General features: G+C 64.9%; 16 protein-coding genes. 9 read left to right on the top strand and 7 right to left on the bottom strand.

What is annotated here, in order from left to right:
* Positions 1–2 precede the first annotated feature (2 nt).
* The gene (locus tag IVA74_RS00120; protein ID WP_247338651.1) at positions 3–1,661 is read right to left on the bottom strand and encodes an FAD-binding dehydrogenase; all 1,659 of its coding nucleotides are present in this window, start codon (positions 1,659–1,661) and stop codon (positions 3–5) included.
* A 274-nt stretch (positions 1,662–1,935) separates the two neighbouring features.
* On the opposite strand from IVA74_RS00120, the gene IVA74_RS00115 reads away from it, so the two are divergent.
* From IVA74_RS00115 to IVA74_RS00095, 5 genes are all read left to right on the top strand, one after another.
* The gene (locus tag IVA74_RS00115; RefSeq protein WP_247338649.1) at positions 1,936–2,460 is read left to right on the top strand and encodes a hypothetical protein; all 525 of its coding nucleotides are present in this window, start codon (positions 1,936–1,938) and stop codon (positions 2,458–2,460) included.
* 110 nt (positions 2,461–2,570) lie between these two features.
* Positions 2,571–2,765 (top strand): hypothetical protein, encoded by a 195-nt coding sequence (locus IVA74_RS00110; RefSeq protein WP_247338648.1) that lies wholly within the window; start codon positions 2,571–2,573, stop codon positions 2,763–2,765.
* Between the two features lie 24 nt (positions 2,766–2,789).
* Positions 2,790–3,380, top strand: coding sequence for an SCO family protein (locus tag IVA74_RS00105; RefSeq protein WP_247338646.1), 591 nt, complete (start codon positions 2,790–2,792; stop codon positions 3,378–3,380).
* Between the two features lie 94 nt (positions 3,381–3,474).
* Positions 3,475–4,410 carry a transporter substrate-binding domain-containing protein gene (locus IVA74_RS00100; protein ID WP_247338644.1) on the top strand — a complete coding sequence of 312 codons (936 nt, stop codon included), beginning with the start codon at positions 3,475–3,477 and terminating at the stop codon, positions 4,408–4,410.
* 186 nt (positions 4,411–4,596) lie between these two features.
* A complete protein-coding gene (locus IVA74_RS00095) occupies positions 4,597–6,240 on the top strand; it encodes a lysine--tRNA ligase (RefSeq protein ID WP_247338642.1) in 1,644 nt (547 codons plus the stop codon).
* 187 nt (positions 6,241–6,427) lie between these two features.
* Here the strand turns inward: IVA74_RS00095 and IVA74_RS00090 are convergent, their stop codons facing one another.
* A complete protein-coding gene (locus IVA74_RS00090; protein ID WP_247338641.1) occupies positions 6,428–7,081 on the bottom strand; it encodes a helix-turn-helix transcriptional regulator in 654 nt (217 codons plus the stop codon).
* 278 nt (positions 7,082–7,359) lie between these two features.
* Between IVA74_RS00090 and IVA74_RS00085 the strand changes: the two genes are divergently transcribed.
* Positions 7,360–7,704, top strand: coding sequence for a DUF952 domain-containing protein (locus IVA74_RS00085; RefSeq protein WP_247338639.1), 345 nt, complete (start codon positions 7,360–7,362; stop codon positions 7,702–7,704).
* On the top strand, positions 7,701–8,798 hold the full coding sequence (locus IVA74_RS00080; protein ID WP_247338637.1) for a quinone-dependent dihydroorotate dehydrogenase: 1,098 nt from the start codon (positions 7,701–7,703) through the stop codon (positions 8,796–8,798). Before IVA74_RS00085 ends, IVA74_RS00080 begins: the two co-directional genes overlap by 4 nt.
* 9 nt (positions 8,799–8,807) lie before the next feature.
* Here the strand turns inward: IVA74_RS00080 and IVA74_RS00075 are convergent, their stop codons facing one another.
* From IVA74_RS00075 to IVA74_RS00055, 5 genes are all read right to left on the bottom strand, one after another.
* Entirely contained in the window at positions 8,808–10,133 is a 1,326-nt protein-coding gene (locus IVA74_RS00075; RefSeq protein WP_247338635.1) for an MATE family efflux transporter, read from the bottom strand.
* Between the two features lies 1 nt (position 10,134).
* Positions 10,135–10,869 carry an MBL fold metallo-hydrolase gene (locus IVA74_RS00070; RefSeq protein ID WP_247338633.1) on the bottom strand — a complete coding sequence of 245 codons (735 nt, stop codon included), beginning with the start codon at positions 10,867–10,869 and terminating at the stop codon, positions 10,135–10,137.
* A 77-nt stretch (positions 10,870–10,946) separates the two neighbouring features.
* A complete protein-coding gene (locus IVA74_RS00065) occupies positions 10,947–11,249 on the bottom strand; it encodes a DUF6460 domain-containing protein (RefSeq protein ID WP_247338631.1) in 303 nt (100 codons plus the stop codon).
* A 291-nt stretch (positions 11,250–11,540) separates the two neighbouring features.
* Positions 11,541–13,202: an ATP-dependent DNA ligase gene (locus IVA74_RS00060; protein WP_247338629.1), complete on the bottom strand. Its 1,662-nt coding sequence runs from the start codon at positions 13,200–13,202 to the stop codon at positions 11,541–11,543.
* Positions 13,199–14,236: a ligase-associated DNA damage response exonuclease gene (locus IVA74_RS00055; RefSeq protein ID WP_247338628.1), complete on the bottom strand. Its 1,038-nt coding sequence runs from the start codon at positions 14,234–14,236 to the stop codon at positions 13,199–13,201. The genes IVA74_RS00060 and IVA74_RS00055 overlap by 4 nt, the downstream gene beginning before the upstream one ends.
* Positions 14,237–14,303: 67 nt before the next feature.
* On the opposite strand from IVA74_RS00055, the gene IVA74_RS00050 reads away from it, so the two are divergent.
* Both IVA74_RS00050 and IVA74_RS00045 read left to right on the top strand, forming a co-directional pair.
* Positions 14,304–15,230 (top strand): methyltransferase domain-containing protein, encoded by a 927-nt coding sequence (locus IVA74_RS00050; protein ID WP_247338626.1) that lies wholly within the window; start codon positions 14,304–14,306, stop codon positions 15,228–15,230.
* A 115-nt stretch (positions 15,231–15,345) separates the two neighbouring features.
* Positions 15,346–16,575 carry an ABC transporter substrate-binding protein gene (locus tag IVA74_RS00045; RefSeq protein ID WP_247338625.1) on the top strand — a complete coding sequence of 410 codons (1,230 nt, stop codon included), beginning with the start codon at positions 15,346–15,348 and terminating at the stop codon, positions 16,573–16,575.
* Positions 16,576–16,760 lie beyond the last annotated feature (185 nt).

Raw genomic sequence — 16,760 nt, 5'->3', positions numbered from 1 at the left:
ATCTAGCTCACCGCCTTCGCCGCCGCGCGTCCGGCATTGCGGCCCGAGAACAGGCAGCCGCCGAGGAACGTGCCTTCCAGCGAGCGATAACCGTGCACGCCGCCGCCGCCGAAGCCGGCGGCTTCGCCCACTGCGTAGAGGCCCGGAATGACGCTGCCCTCCTCGCCGAACACGCGCGAGGAGAGGTCGGTCTCGAAACCGCCCAGCGTCTTGCGGGTGAGGATGTTGAGCTTGACCGCGATCAGCGGTCCCTGCGCGGGATCGAGGATGCGGTGCGGGGGAGCCGTGCGGATCAGCCTGTCGCCGATATAGCGCCGCGCATTGTGGATGTTCATCACCTGCGCATCCTTGACGTAAGGATTGGCGATCTCGCGGTCGCGCGCCTCGATCTGCATCCTGATGTGCTCGAGCTTGAGGAGGTCGCTGCCAGCGAGCTTGTTCATCGCCGTAACGAGATCCTCGATCTTGTCGCGCACGATGAAGTCGACACCATGGCTTTTGAACGCTTCCACCGGCGCCGGCGCGCCCTTGTTGATGGCGCGGCGCAAGGTCATCCGCCAGCTCTTGCCGGTGAGATCGGGGTTCTGCTCCGAGCCCGACAGCGCAAACTCCTTCTTGATGATGCTCTGGGTCAGGATGAACCAGGAATAATCATAACCGGTGGACATGATGTATTGGAGCTGGCCGAGCGTGTCGGAGCCGGGGAAGAGCGGCGCCGGCAATCGCGTGCCGGTGGCGTCGAACCACATCGAGGACGGGCCGGGCAGGATGCGGATGCCGTGGCGCGGCCAGATGGGATTCCAGTTCTGGATGCCTTCGACATAATGCCACATGCGGTCGCGGTTGATCAGCCGCGCGCCCGATGTCTCGGTGATGCCGATCATGCGGCCGTCGACATGCTCGGGCACGCCGGAGATCATGAATTTCGGCGGTGTACCGAGCCGCTTCGGCCAGTTCTGCCGCACCAGCTCGTGATTGCCGCCGATGCCGCCGGACGCCACGATCACGGCTTGCGCCTTCAACGCAAACTCGCCGACGACGCTGCGCGACGAACTCTTGCCGCGCTCGACATTGTCGGCGGCGAGAATGGCGCCGCTGACGCCATCCACCGTGCCGTTGGTGACCGACAGCGCATCGACGCGGTGGCGGAACCTGAAGCTCAGCCGGCCGCTTCTGACGGCCTCGCGCGCGCGACGCTCGAACGGCTCGACGATGCCGGGGCCGGTGCCCCAGGTGACATGAAAGCGCGGCACCGAATTGCCGTGGCCCATCGCGTCATAGCCGCCGCGCTCGGCCCATCCGACCACGGGGAAGATGCGATGGCCCATCGCACGCAGCCAGTCGCGCTTCTCGCCGGCCGCGAATCCCACATAAGCCTCGGCCCATTGGCGCGGCCAGAAATCCTCGTCGCGGTCGAAGCCGGCGGTGCCAAGCCAGTCCTGCAGCGCAAGCTCGTAGGAATCCTTGATGCCGAGCCGGCGCTGCTCCGGCGAATCGACCAGAAACAATCCGCCGAACGACCAGAACGCCTGGCCGCCGAGCGACTGCTCGCCCTCCTGGTCGACCACGATCACTCGCTTGCCCGCATCGGCGATCTCGGTTGCGGCCACGAGGCCCGACAATCCTGCGCCGACGACGATGACGTCTGTCTCTTCAGCCAAGTGTTTAGCCAAGTGTTCCCCCTCCATCGGTTCCCCCTGTAGTTGCCCGGATTGAAGCCAGCGGTTGCAACTGAGATCAAGAGTATGGCGCGGAAGCCATCGTTAACTTGTTCCACTTCGGGAAAAGACCGCCCGAGTGCAGCGCGGGCGCAACACTGGATTTGAATTTGTTTTGAGCGAGCCGGCATGCCTAGACAAAACCGCGGTTACGACGGACCCTAGCAGGGCATCACCACCTGACACACAGATTCGAATTCGACTGGGGCGGGGGATAATGAAATTTCTGACGGGGTTGCTCGCGGCGGTTCTCCTGATCGCGAGCATGGGGGCTTCTCACGCGGTGGTCCGGATCGCGGATGACCGCGGCGGCCGGATCGGGACCTACGTCGACAAATACCAGGACCTGCGCCAGTCCGGTGATACCGTCATCATCGACGGCCTCTGCGCCTCGGCCTGCACCATCGTCCTCGGCGCCATCCCGCATGACCGTATCTGTGTGACCTCGCATGCGACGCTGGGCTTCCACGCCGCCTGGGATTTCGGCACCAATGGCCGCGCCGTCACCAATTCCGAAGCGACCCAGATGCTCTATGCGATGTATCCGTCGCAGGTGAAACGCTGGATCAATCAGCGCGGCGGCCTCACCCCGCATATGCTGTTCCTGAGGGGCAGACAGCTCCAGGCCATGTACAAGCCCTGCTACCTGGACGCGCAGGCGTCGGCGATCAAGCCGCCGTCGCGCCGGTCTCTGCCGGAAGCGGAACAGCTCGAGTCCGCTCGGGGCCAGGTCTTTCACTGAGACCCTCAGCATGACGGGATCCTTTTGGGTCGCCAGCGGCGCCTTGCCCCCAGGCGGCCCAAAGCCTATCTGAAAGCCTGGGAACCAGGGCCTTCGCCCCGATCGTTGTCATGGCTCAACCACTGCACCCTACCCATCCTGTATCGGACAATTCGCCCACTGCCGGCCGGACGCCGTTCGTGTTGCTGTTGGCAGGTGCTGGCGTCGGCGGCCTGGTCGTGCTCGGCGTGCTCGCGCTCTGGTTCCACTATGGCAGCCAGGTGTTCTTCGAAATGATCAGGACTGGCTTTGCCGCCTGCTTCTGACCCGCGACAGGAAGTTTTCCGCCCATGAGTTCAGCCGCCCGTCCGCTGGTAATCGCGACCGCCTTCGCTGCAAGCCTCGTTCTCGGACTCCTGATCGTATTCTGGGCCATGGGCGGAGTCAGCAAGGTGGCGCAGCCGGCCGCGATCGGCGGCCCGTTCCAGCTCACCGACCAGAACGGCAAGGCCTTCACGGACAAGAACCTGAAGGGCAAGCCGACCCTGATCTTCTTCGGCTACACCCATTGCCCCGATGTCTGCCCGACCTCGCTGTTCGAGATCTCGGAAGTGCTGCGCGCGCTGGGCAAGGATGCCGACAAGGTCAACGCGGTCTTCATCTCGGTCGATCCCGAGCGCGATACGATCGCGGCGATGAAGGACTATCTGTCGAGCTTCGACCCGCACCTCGAAGGCCTCTCTGGCGATCCCGCCGAGACCGCCAAGGTGATCACCTCCTACCGGGTCTACGCCAAGAAGGTCCCGACCAAGGACGGCGACTACACCATGGACCACACCGCGCTGATCTATCTGATGGACCGCGACGGCCGCTTCGTCTCGCCGTTCAACCTGAAGCGCACGCCGGAAGAGGCCGCGGTGGAGCTGAAGCGGTATCTCTGAAGGTCCCCCGTCTAAACGCAATCGGCGCTCGCGTTCCCGGCCGGATGGTCTATAAGGCCCTCCGATCTCAACGAAATTCGTTCATTTCCCGCCGATGGCCGCATCGCGACAGGTAAAACCGCTTCAGACCGTGCGCCGTGTCCTGCTTGGGCTGGCGGCCGGCGTTTGTCTGCTCGCAAGCCTGCCCGGCGCAAAAGCCCAGACTCCGGCCAAGCAGCCTTCCGCGGTGCCCGAAGCCACACCGCAGGTGAGACCCCAGGCGGCCCCGCAGGCCGTGCCCGGCTTCTGGGACCCGCGGCGGCGGCCGGAGCGGCCGGACCTGTCGCGTCTGACCGTGATCCGTTTCCTGACCGAGACCGACTATCCGCCCTTCAACTACACCGGCGCCGACGGCAATCCGGCCGGCTTCAACGTCGATCTCGCCCGCGCGCTGTGCGAGGAGATCAAGGTCACCTGCACGGTGCAGATGCGCCGCTTCGAGACGCTGGTGGACGCGCTCGCCTCCAACCGGGGCGATGCCATCATCGCCTCGATGGCGGTGAGCCCGCAGCTCCGCGCCCGCGTCGACTTCACCGATCCCTATTACCGCGTGCCGGCGCGCTTCGCCTCGCGCAAGGACGCGGTGATGCCGGAGATCCGGCCCGAATATCTCGAGGGCAAGAAGGTCGGCGTCATCGCCGGCTCCGCGCATGAAGCCTATCTCAAGGCGATGTTCACCGATGCCGAGCTGCACCCGTATCCCAACGACGACGTTATGCGGAGTGCTTTACGCAAGGGTGAGGTCGATTTCATCTTCGGGGACGCCATCTCGCTCGCGTTCTGGATCAACGGCTCCGATTCCGGCGATTGCTGCGCCTTCTCCGGCGGCCCCTTCGTCGAGAGCCGCTTCTTCGGCGAGGGCATCGGCATCGCCGTGCGCAAGGGCAACGACGTGCTGCGCCAGGCCCTGAACTGGGCGATGTTCCGTGTCTGGGAAAAAGGCCGCTACACGGATCTGTGGCTGCGGTATTTCTCGGTGAGCCCGTTTTAGTCCCACGCGTCGTTACCAATTCCTCATCCTGAGGAGCTTGCGCAGCAAGCGTCTCGAAGGATGAAGGCCCCGCTGGTGGCCTCGCCCTTCGAGACGCGCGCGAAGAGCGCGCTCCTCAGGGTGAGGGTCTCACAAAATTGCATTCTGCCCGGAAATCGCTATTTTCCGCGGCCCGGAGGCTCCTAGATGTCCGTTATCGATCTTGCCGCGAATCCGAGCGATCTGCGTGCGCTCGCCGAACAATCCAATGCCTGGCCGTTCGAGCAGGCGAAGGCCATTGTCGCGCGGCTGAAGAAAAGCCCGAAGGACGAGGTGCTGTTCGAAACCGGCTACGGCCCGTCCGGCCTGCCGCATATCGGCACCTTCGGCGAGGTCGCGCGCACATCGATGGTGCGGCATGCCTTCCATGTGCTGACCGAAAACAAGATCAAGACGCGCCTGCTCGCGTTCTCCGACGACATGGACGGGTTTCGGAAAGTGCCCGACAACGTCCCCAACAAGGAGATGCTGGCCGCGCATCTCGGCAAGCCGCTGACGCGCGTGCCGGATCCGTTCTCCAACGAGTACCCGTCGTTCGGGCACCACAACAATGCGCGGCTGCGCGCCTTCCTCGATCATTTCGGCTTCGACTACGAATTCGCGAGCTCGACCGAATATTATACGTCCGGCCGTTTCGACGCGACGCTGCTCAAGATGCTGGCGGCCTACGACAAGGTGATGGCGATCATCTTGCCGACGCTCGGACCCGACCGCCGCGCGACCTATTCGCCGTTCCTCCCGATCAGCAAGACCACGGGTGTCGTGCTGCAGGTGCCGATGATCCGCCGCGACGTTGCGGCCGGCACGGTGACCTATGTCGACCCCGATACCAGCCAGGAAGTCGAGACGCCCGTGACCGGCGGCAACGTCAAGTGCCAATGGAAGGCCGATTGGGCGATGCGCTGGGTCGCGCTCGGCGTCGATTACGAGATGGCCGGCAAGGACCTGATCGATTCCGTAAAACTCTCCGGCGCGATCGCGAGGGCGCTCGGCGCCACGCCGCCGGAAGGCTTCAACTACGAGCTCTTCCTCGACGACAAGGGCCAGAAGATCTCGAAGTCGAAGGGCAACGGCCTCACCATCGACGAATGGCTCCGCTACGCCTCGCCGGAATCGCTGTCGTTGTTCATGTATCGCGAGCCGAAGGCGGCCAAGCGGCTGTATTTCGACGTCATCCCGCGCAACGTCGACGACTACCAGCAGTTCATCGACGGCTTTGCCAAGCAGGACGCCAAGCAGCAGCTCGGCAATCCGGTCTGGCATGTCCACAGTGGCAACCCGCCGAAGTTCGATATGCCCGTCACGTTCCAGCTCTTGCTGACGCTGGTGTCGTCGTCGAACGCGGAGAATGCCGAGACGCTGTGGGGTTTTATTGGCCGCTATCGTCCGGGCGTGTCGCCGCAGACGCATCCCAAGCTCGATGCGATGGTCGGCTATGCCATCAACTATTATCGCGACTTCGTGGCGCCGACGAAGACGTTCCGCGAACCGACCGAGACGGAGCGCGCAGCGCTCCAGGATCTGCGCGACGCGCTATCGCAGCTTTCCCAGGACGCAACGCCGGAGGACATCCAGAACGTCGTCTACGAGATCGGCCGCCGCGAGCCGTTCCTCGACCAGGTCAAGAAGGGCAAGGACGGTCGTCCGGGCGTGACACTCGACTGGTTCAACATGCTCTACCAGGTGCTGCTCGGCCAGGAAAAGGGCCCGCGCTTCGGCTCCTTTGTCGCGGTGTATGGCGTGCAGAACGCGATGAACATGATCGACGGCGCGCTGGCGCGGAGTGCGTGAGGGTGTCCAATTTGTTGTTTGCGTGATCTCTCCACAATGTCGTCCTGGCGAAAGCCAGGACCCATAACCACCGTCGGATGTGGTTACGGGGATTCGGAGTGACCACCTCTCGTGACTACTGCTCCCTGGGGTAATGGGTCCTGGCTTTCGCCAGGACGACGCCGAGTGTGCGGCGCATAACGCTCCCTCACTGGCTTGCCCATACGATCCTTGCGACCCATGCCACGTCGCTCGCCGCCATCGTGCGCTCGGCCTGTGAGGCATCGAGCGGCTGCAAGTCCAGCGTCTTTGCCGTGCGGCGCTTCAGCGTCGCGACCGTCACCTCGCCCGCTCTTGTCTTCACCACCACGCGATCCCCTTTGCGGATCGGCGCGCCCGGCGAGACCAGGATGACGTCGCCGTCGCGATAGGCGGGCTGCAGCGCTTCGCCGGAAATGTGCAGCGCGAAGCTGCGGCTGTCCTCGGCGGTGGGAAGCGCAAATTCGGTCCAGCCCTTGCCGATGGGAAAGCCGGCCTCGTCGAAGGCGCCGCTCGCGCCGGCCAGCGCGAAGCCGAGCAGCGGTACCGAGCGGCCGTCGCCGGTCTCGTCGCCGACCAGCCTGGCAAAAATGTCGATCGACGAATCCGCCGCCGCCAGCGCTTTCGCGATCGATTCGGTCGAGGGCCAGCGCTCGCGGCCGTCGGCGGTGACGCGCTTGGACTTGTTGAAGGTGGTGGGGTCGAGCCCGGCGCGCTTGGCGAGGCCGGACGGCGACAAGCCGGCGCGCGCCGCCAGCCGATCCAGTGCGACCCAGATCTGGTCGTGAGTGAGCATCCTCTGCGCATTGGCCTGCCTGACCATGGAAGGTCCAGCCCGTCGCAACTCAGGAAAACTATCCTCAAATCAACCGGTTTTCCGTTTTTCGCGCAAGGGGCGGGAAAGCGTTTTCAAGCGAAGTAGATGCCGGTTCGCGCAAAGAAAACGCGTCAAACAAGAATTTAGAGTCCCGGTTCGATTTCATCGGACCGGAAATGGCTCTAACTCTTGAGTTCGGACGGGGGCGCCATTACGGTCGCGCCCGGGTTTTAAGACCCGCAAGAGACGAAAAAACCCAAGCAACTCAAAGGGCTCCGTAAGCGGTGGTCAAGATCTACAAAATCTGTCCGGCCTCGGCCTGGCGCGAGGCGGAACGGCAGGGTGTCTACCGCGGCAGCGCGGACGATGCGCGCGACGGATTCATCCATTTCTCCACCGCGGCCCAGGTTCCCGAGACCTTGCGCAAGCATTATTTTGGGCAGCGCGCGCTGTTCCTGGTCGAGGTTGACGGCGATGCGCTCGGCAGCGAATTGCGCTGGGAGCGATCGCGCAATGAGGAGCTGTTTCCGCATCTTTATGGCGAGCTCGATTTCGGCGCGGTGATTGCGGTGATCAACCTCAACACGCGCTCCGATGGCGGCCACGACGTCCCGGAGCTTGCCCCGTGATCCGCGCTTTCGACGCTTTCTCGCTGCCGGTGTTGCGCTGGCTCGATCCGGAGGATGCCCATCGACTCGCCATCCAGGGCCTGCGTTTCCTGCCGCCGGTCAAGCCGCGCGCTGACGATCCCAAGCTCGCGGTGCGCGCTTTCGGGCTCAATTTTTCCAATCCGATCGGCATGGCCGCGGGCTTTGACAAGAGCGCCGAAGTGCCGGATGCGCTGCTGCGGCTCGGTTTCGGCTTCGTCGAGATCGGCTCGGTGACGCCGAAACCGCAGAGCGGCAATCCGCGGCCGCGGCTGTTTCGTCTGGAGCGCGACGAGGCCGTCATCAACCGCATGGGCTTCAACAATGACGGCGCGGAAGTCGCGTTGCGCCGGCTCGCGGCGCGCGCGCAGCATGGCGGTATCGTCGGCGTCAATGTCGGCGCCAACAAGGACTCGCCGGACCGCGTCAATGATTACGTGAAGCTGATCGAGACTTTTGCGCCGGTGGCGAGCTATTTCACCGTCAACGTCTCTTCGCCGAACACGCCAGGCCTGCGCAATTTGCAGGAAGGCGCGCTGCTCGACGATCTCCTCGCCAGGGTGATCGACGCGCGCGAGCGGGTGCGCCAGAAGGCCGGCGACACGCCGGTGCTGCTCAAGATCGCGCCGGACCTCAGCCTCGCCCAGCTCGACGACGTCGTGCAGGTCGCGCGCTCGCGCCGGGTTGACGGCATGATCGTGTCGAACACCACGATCGCGCGGCCGAGCACGTTGCGCGAGGAGATGCGCGCAAAGGAGCAGGGCGGGCTGTCCGGCCGGCCGCTGTTCCGGCTGTCGACGCGGATGGTCGCGGAGACCTATGTGCGGGTCGAGGGCGCATTCCCCTTGATCGGTGTCGGTGGTGTCGATTCGGGCGGCGCCGCGCTGACGAAAATCCGCGCCGGCGCGAGCCTGATCCAGCTCTATTCGTCGCTGATCTACAAGGGCCTCGGCCTCGTCGACGAGATCAAGCGCGACCTCACCTCGACGCTCTTGCGCACCGGGAGGGATTCTCTCTCCGAGATCGTCGGCGCCGACGCCGCGACGCTGACGGCGGAAGACTGGCCGGGGATGTAGCCAATCGGGCTACGGCTTCGGAAACGTCTTCCTGAACTGCGCCGGATAGCGCGCGGCCTGCAAGCCACCGCGCGAGACGTAGGAGGCAATCAGCGCGCTCCACAGTCCGGCATTGCCGAACGATTGCAGCGCCCACCATGCGGCGAAGAAGATCGCGAGCGAGGCCAGCATCAGATTGCGCATCTCGCGCGCCCAGGTCGCGCCGATATAGATGCCGTCGAAGCCGAAGGCGAACACGCCGGGAATGGGTGCAAGCACGACGAACGGCAGGAATTCCCGCGCGCCGCGACGGACGGCTTCGCTCGCCGTCATGAAATCGATCAAGCTCGGCCCAAACAGCGCGAACAGCGCGGACACGACCAACGCGAAGCCGAGCCCCCATAGCAGCACCAGCCGGGTCGAATCCGTAAATCCCTTGGCGTCGCGTGCGCCAAGCGTGCGGCCGCAAAGCTGCTGGGCTGCGTTCGCAAGACCGTCGAGGAAGAAGGCGCTGACCAGCAGAAAGTTGTTGAGCACGGAATTGGCGGCCAGCGTGACGTCGCCGGCCCGCGCGCCCTTGGCGGTGAAAAACAGGAACACGGCGATCAGCGCCGCGGTGCGGATCAGGATGTCGGAATTCACCGCCAGCAGCCGCATCAGCTTGGCCCGGTCGAACAGGGCCGCGTATGGCACCGCGAACCCACTGTCCGCATGGCGGCGGCAGACGATCAGGCCGAGCCCGAATCCGGCCGCTTCGGACAGCAGCGCCGCGATCGCAGCGCCCGCGATGCCGGTGTCGTAGACCAGCACCAGCAGGATCGTCGCCGCCGCATTGACGAGATTGATGACGACCTGGAGCGCGAGCGCCGGATTGGCACGGGCCTGGCCGACCAGCCAGCCGAGGATGACGTAGTTCGCGAGCGCCAGCGGCGCCGACCAGATCCGGATTACGAAGTAGGTTTTCGCCGCGCGCGTGACGCCTTCGCTGCCGCCCATCAGGTTGAACAGCACGGCGGCCAGTGGCAGTTGCAGCACGATCAGCGTTACGCCGATCAGGCCGGCCACGATGAAGCCGCGCACCAGGATAGCGGTCAGCTCGCGCGTCTCGCCGGCGCCCAGCGCCTGCGCCGTGAAGGCGAGCGTGCTCATGCGCAGGAATCCGAACAGCCAGAACAGGCAATCGAAGATGACGGACGCGATGGCCACGCCGCCGAGCAGCGCGGCATCGTCCAGCCGTCCGATCGCGGTGGTCGAGACCACGCCGATCAGCGGCGTGGTGAGGTTCGCGACCATCGCGGGACCTGCGATGGCGAAGACCTGGCGGGAGCCGATCCCTAAGTGAACGGGGGCGTGCATGTCAGAACACGAGCACCATGCCGTCTTCGGCGGCGAGATGGGCGATGTCGTCGAGGCGCGACAGCACGTCCTCGCTCATATGGGTGAGGACGAGGCGTTTTGCGCCGATATCCGGCAGATGCTGTTCCAAGGTCTTCAGGCTGAGGTGATTCTTGACCACCTTCTCGTACATATAGGCTTCGGCGATGAAAAGGTCCGCGCCATGCGCCAGCGGAATGAGCGTCTCCGTCCATTCGGTATCGGCGCTGTAGGCCAGCGTGCGGCCCTCGGCCTCGACGCGATAGGCGAGGAAGGGGCCGCCGGATTCGCCGTGCACGACGGGGTAGGGCGTCACCGTCACCGCGCCGAAGCTCCGGCGCTGCTCGGGCGCGAGCTCGACGACGGACAGCTCGAAGCGCTGTTGCATCTTCGATGAGTGCTCGAACAGAGCCTCCATCACCGCACGCAGCCGCGTCTCGATGCCCTTGGGGCCCGCGATGGTGAGCGGCCGCGTCCGCCGCGAGAATTGCGCGTCGAGCAGGACAAACGGCAGCCCGGCAAAATGGTCGCCGTGGAAATGCGTGATCAGGATGAGATCGATATCGTTGCGGTCGATCTCGAGTCGCTTCAGCGCCGGCAGAGCCGACGCGCCGCAATCGATCAGGAAGTTGACCTCGCGCCCCGAGACGTGGAAGCAGGTGTTGAGCCTGCCGCCGGATCCGAAGGCGTCGCCGCAGCCGACAAAGCGCAGTTGCATCGGCCGCTAGCTCCCTAGAGCGTGATCCGGAAAAGTGTGAAGCGGGTTTCCGACAAGATCATGCTCAAAACAACGACTTACCTGCGCGGCGTGCCGAAGACGCGCATCAGCAGCCAGATCGGGATCACGATGACCGCGCCGAGCAGGAAGTAGCGCCACAGCCAGTTCACGGTGTCGAAGCCGAGATCCCACAAACGCTGGAACAAGAGACGAATGCTGGTGATGATATTCCAGGGATCGAAACCGATCGCCGCCAGCACGACGCCGACGAGGATCGAGAGCAGGACCAGGCGAAACGCGACCGCCAGCGGCGAGCCGCCGAGAAAGCGGTTCAGGCCGTCACTGCGGCCGGCCGGCAAATCTCTGACGTCGTGAGCCATCTCAAACTCCTTGGGCGGATTCGACCGTATCATAGGGCACGGCGGGGGACATGGGGAACCCGCAACGGCGCGTCAATCGGTTTACGGGATTTTAATTCGGGCGGGCGGGTTCGCCTTGGTTGTGGGATGATCGTGCCGCAGGCTCGCTGCAACCTCTCCCGCTTGCGGGAGAGGTCGCGCCGAAGGCGCGGGTGAGGGCTCTCGCCTCTTGGGGAATCCCACTGCGGAGCTACCCTCTCCCCAGCCCTCTCCCGCAAGCGGGCGAGGGGGCGCACCGTCTTCCGTCTCCCCTCACGCATCAAGCTCTGCCGCCTCCGCTTTCAGCATCTTTTCCAGCGTTTCCAGCCGGTCGGCCTCCCGCGGCGGCTTGTCCCAGCGCAGGCGGCTGATGCGGGGAAAGCGCATCGCGACGCCGGATTTGTGCCGCGGCGAGCGCTGCAGCCCCTCGAAGGCAACCTCCAGCACCAGCCCCTTGTCGCCCTCGTGCACGACGTGGCGGACGGGGCCGAATTTTTCGGTGGTATGACGACGCACGAAGCGGTCGATCTGCAACAGCTCCTCGTCGGTGAAGCCGAAATAGGCCTTTCCGACCGGCACCAGCTCGTCGCCGCCCGCGCCTGCGGTCCAGACGCCAAAGGTGTAGTCGGAATAATAGGACGAGCGCTTGCCGTGACCGCGCTGCGCATACATCAGCACGGCGTCGATGATGTGCGGGTCGCGCTTCCACTTCCACCATTGGCCCTTCGGCCGTCCCGGCAAATAGGGCGCATCGCGCCGCTTCAGCATCACGCCTTCGACGGCGTCCGCGTCGTCCCCGGCACCGGCGCCGGCGGGATCGGCGCGTGCGGCGGTGAGCGCCTCCCAGCTCGCAAACGGGACGGTGGGCGAGAGATCGATGCGGGGATCGCCGAGCTTCCCGATGAATGTCTCAAGCCGCTCGCGCCGCTCCGCGAACGGCAACTCGCGCAGATCGTTCTCGTCGTCGCCGAGCAGATCGTAGGCGCGCAGATGAATCGGAAATTCCTTGATCAGCTTCGGAGACACAACCTTGCGGTTGAGCCGCTGCTGCAGAACGTTAAAGCTCTGCACCCGTCCTTCGCGCAGGACCAGAAGCTCGCCGTCGATGGCGCCCGGCAGGCGCAGCGCGGGCACCAGATCCGGGAAGCTGCCCGTGATGTCCTCGCCGGTGCGCGAATAGAGCCGGGCTGTGATGTGGCCGTGCTCGTCGCGGCCGGCGACTGCCTGAACGCGGATGCCGTCCCATTTCCATTCGGCGATGTAGTCGGCCGGATCGAGTGGTGCGAAATCGGTGTCCTCGATCGCATGCGCCAGCATCACGGGGCGGAACGGCGCGGGATCGCGGTTGACCGGCTTGTCGCCGCGGCCTTCCAGCCAGGCGAACAGGTCGAGATAGGGCGGCGCGAGACCGGGCCACATCAGCTCGACCTCATGCGGATCCTTGTTGCCGAGCGCGGCAGCCGCGGTCTTTGCCAGGCGCGCAGAGATGCCGATGCGCAACGCGCCCGTGACGAGCTTCAGCAGCGCCCAGCGGCCGGTCTCATCCAATTCGTCGAGCCAGCGCTCGAGCTGCTTTGGCAGCTCGGTCTTGCCGAGCGTGCGCAGCGTGGTGACGACCTCGGTCAGTGTCGGCGGCGGTGGGTTGTTGTGGGCGGCCATGGCCGCTTTCGGCCACATCAGCGCCACCGTCTCCGAGAGGTCGCCGACATAGTCGTAGGACAATCCAAACAGCACCGGATCGGTGCGCGACGCGATCAGGTCGCGGATCAGCGCGGGCTTGGCGTGCTTGAAGCTGAGCGCGCCGGTCAGCGCGGCCAGTGCATAGCCGCGGTCGGGATCGGCGACCTCGCGAAAATAGCCGGTGATCAGCCGCAGCTTGTTGTTGCGGCCGGGCTCGTAGGCGAGGCGGTCGAGAAGTTCGGCGAAGCGGTTCATGCTTCGGCCTCGTCAGCGAGCGGTGTCTCGGTCTCCTCCTCGTCGCCATAGCCGACGAGATCGAGCGGCTTTGCCCGCAAACCTTTGCTTTGGCACCAATGCACCAGCGCATCTTCCTGACCATGCGTGACCCAGATCTCGCCGGCGCCGGTCGCCGCGATCGTGGCGGTGAGGCCATCCCAATCGGCGTGATCCGAGATCACCAGCGGCAGCTCGATGCCACGCTGCCGGGCGCGAGCGCGCACCCGCATCCACCCCGAGGCGAATGCCGTGACCGGATCGGGAAACCGCCGCGTCCAGATATCCGAGGTCGCCGAAGGCGGCGCCAGCGTGATGGTGCCGGCAAGCGCCGCCTTTTTCACGCCCTTCACCGGCCGCAACTCGCCGAGCGCGATCCCGCGGCTCTGATAGTAATGTGTGATGTTCTCCATCGCGCCATGCAGATAGATCGGCGCGTCGTAGCCCGCTTGGCGCAGCAGCGCGATCACGCGTTGCGCCTTGCCGAGCGAATAGGCGCCGACGAGATGCGCGCGCTCCGGAAACAGCGCCACCGACGCCAGCAGCTTCTTCACCTCGTCGGCGGCGTCGCCATGCCGAAACACCGGCAGCCCGAACGTCGCCTCGGTGATAAAGACGTCGCAGGGGACGAGCTCGAACGGCGTGCAGGTCGGGTCGGGCGCGTCCTTGTAGTCGCCGGAGGCGACGATGCAGGTGTCCTTGCAGGTGACCGCGACCTGCGCCGAACCGAGCACATGGCCGGCCGGATGAAACTTCACGCTGGTCTCGCCGAGCCAGATCTCCTCGCCATAGCGGATCGCCTGCGTCGAGCCGGCGAAATTCTCGCCATAGCGCAGCCGCATCATGTCCAGTGTTTCCTGCGTCGCCAGCACCGCGCCGTGACCGGCGCGGGCATGGTCGGAATGGCCGTGGGTGATCACGGCGCGTTCGACCGGCCGGATGGGGTCGATGTGGAAGCCGCCGGGCTTGCAGCACAGGCCGCTCGCGACGGGCAGCAGGATGTCTTGCGGACGCATGCCTGTTATATAGGTTGCGCCACCGCGTGTTCGAGTCACCCGCCCGCTTCGCTTTCTGGTTCCCCCAATGCCCCTGCGCCTGTTCCTGACCTCCGGCGATCTCATGGCCGACCGCCGCTTCGAGTTCGCGCGCGACCTCCAGCTCAAGGGCGATCTGCCGGCCGCCGCCGACCTGCTCGAGCAGACGATCGAGCTTGCGCCGAATTTCACCTCGGCCTGGTTCACGCTCGGCGAAATCCGCGTGCAGCTCGGTGAGCGCGACAAGGCCATTGCGGCCTTTCGAAAATCGCGCGAGTGCGATGCGAGCGATCAGCATGGTGCTCATCTGCATCTGATACGCCTCGGCGCCGCGCAATTGTCCGAGATGCCCAAGGCCTACGTGCAGGCCTTGTTCGATCAATACGCGCCGCGTTTCGAGCATGTCCTGATCAACGATCTCGACTATCGCGCACCGTCGCTGATCTTCAAGGCAGTGGTGGCTGCCCGCGTGGCCGCGAAGAAGCCCGCCCTGTTCAAGCGCGCCATCGATCTCGGATGCGGTACGGGGCTGGCGGCCGCGGCCTTCGCAAAGCAGGTCGATCATTTCATCGGCATCGATCTGTCGCCCGGCATGATCAAGGAGGCGCGAGCCACCGCCCTCTATGCCGAGCTCGAAGTCGCCGACATGATCGAAGGCCTGCGCGCCAAGAGTGACGCGAGTGCAAACCTCGTCGTCGCTGCCGATGCGTTCGTCTATCTGCCCGATCTCGCGCCGGTGCTCGGCGAAGCCAGGCGCCTGCTCGCGCCCGGTGGCGTGCTCGCCTTCACGCTGGAGACGCATGACGGCAGTGGCATCGTTCTCGGCGAAGGCCTGCGCTATGCCCATTCGGCGGAATATGCGCGCGATGCGCTGGCGAAGGCCGGCCTCAAGCTCCTCACCCTGGAGCCGGCCTCGCCACGCATCGAGAATAACGAGCCGGTGCGTGGCCTCGTCGTGGTCGCCGAGAAAACTTGAGTCTAGGCGCTATACGCGACGCTTTGGACGTCATTGCGTCGCAAAGCGGCGACTTCCCGCTTGCGAGCCGTGCGGCGATGCCAGCACAATGCGCGCGCCAAGGGAGAAACAAACAATGACCAGGAATCCATCGCGGCGCGATTTCAGCGCCGCCGCGCTTGCGACCATCGCGGCATCCACCTTGCCCGCGCCCTACGTCTGGGCCGCGGAGAAGAAATACGATGCCGGTGCCAGCGACACCGAGATCAAGATCGGGCAGACCGTGCCGCATTCCGGCCCCGGCTCGCTCTACGGCGTGCTCGGGCGCATCGGCGAGGCCTATTTCCAGATGCTGAACGAGAAGGGCGGCATCAACGGACGCAAGGTCAAATTCCTGACCATGGACGATGCCTACAGCGCACCGAAATGTGTCGAGGCGACGCGGCGCCTGGTCGAGCAGGAGGAGGTGCTGGCGCTCTACGGCTCGCTCGGTACCGCGCCGCAGACGGCTGTGCACAAATACCTGAATTCAAAGGGCGTGCCGCAGCTTTTGCTCAACACTGGCGCCTCCAAGTGGAACAATCCGAAAGAGTTCAAATGGACGATGGCGGGCCTGCCGCTCTATCCGACGGAAGCGCGCATCCTGGCGCGGCACGTCCTCAGCGTGAAGCCGAATGCCAAGGTCGGCATCCTCTACCAGAACGACGATTTTGGCCGCGACTTCCTCGGGCCCTTCAAGAAGGTTTTGGAAGACTCCGGCGGCACCGCAAAGGTGATCATGGAGCAGACCTACGATCTCACCGATCCGACCGTCGATTCCCAGCTCATCAATCTCTCGAAATCGGGCGCCGACGTCTTCTACAACATCTCCACCGGCAAGGCGTCGTCGCAGTCGATCCGCAAGGTCGCCGAACTCGGCTGGAAGCCGCTGCAGTTGCTGTCGGCCGGATCGACCGGCCGCTCGATCCTCAATGCCGCGGGGCTGGAGAACGCCACCGGCATCGTCGCGATCCGTTATTCCAAGGATGCCGGCCCCGGCCCCTGGGAGAACGATAAAGATGTGATCGCGTTCGACACGCTGCGCAAGAATTACCTGCCGAGCGTCGATCCCGACAACACCATCGCTTATGCCGGTTACGGCCAGGCGGTGACCATGGGCGAGATTCTGCGCCGCTGCGGCGATGAGCTCACGCGCGAAAGCGTGCTCAAGCAGGCCGCGAACCTCAACGGCTTCCACTCGCCGTTCTTCCTCGACGGCGTCAATTACAACTACACGCCCGGCGACTACACACCGATGAAGACGCTCTATATCTCGACCTTCAACGGCAAGGATTGGGCCGTGTCCGACAAGCCGGTGACGGAGTAGGGGGTCTCCGCGAATGCGCGGAGCGTTGAAGGGGCGATAGCTCCACACTCGTCATGCCCGGGCTTGTCCCGGCCATCCACGTCTTCGCTTCCGTGTGGCAAGAACGTGGATGGCCGGGACAAGCCCGGCCATGACGCCTGTAGGCGCATCCTGCCCACCCACCCCTCGACGCAACCCCCCCCCCC

The sequence above is a fragment of the Bradyrhizobium sp. 132 genome (assembly GCF_023074185.1).
GTDB lineage: Bacteria > Pseudomonadota > Alphaproteobacteria > Rhizobiales > Xanthobacteraceae > Bradyrhizobium.
Note: the sequence above shows the minus strand (reverse complement) of the source record. Positions and strands in the feature narration are given on the sequence as shown.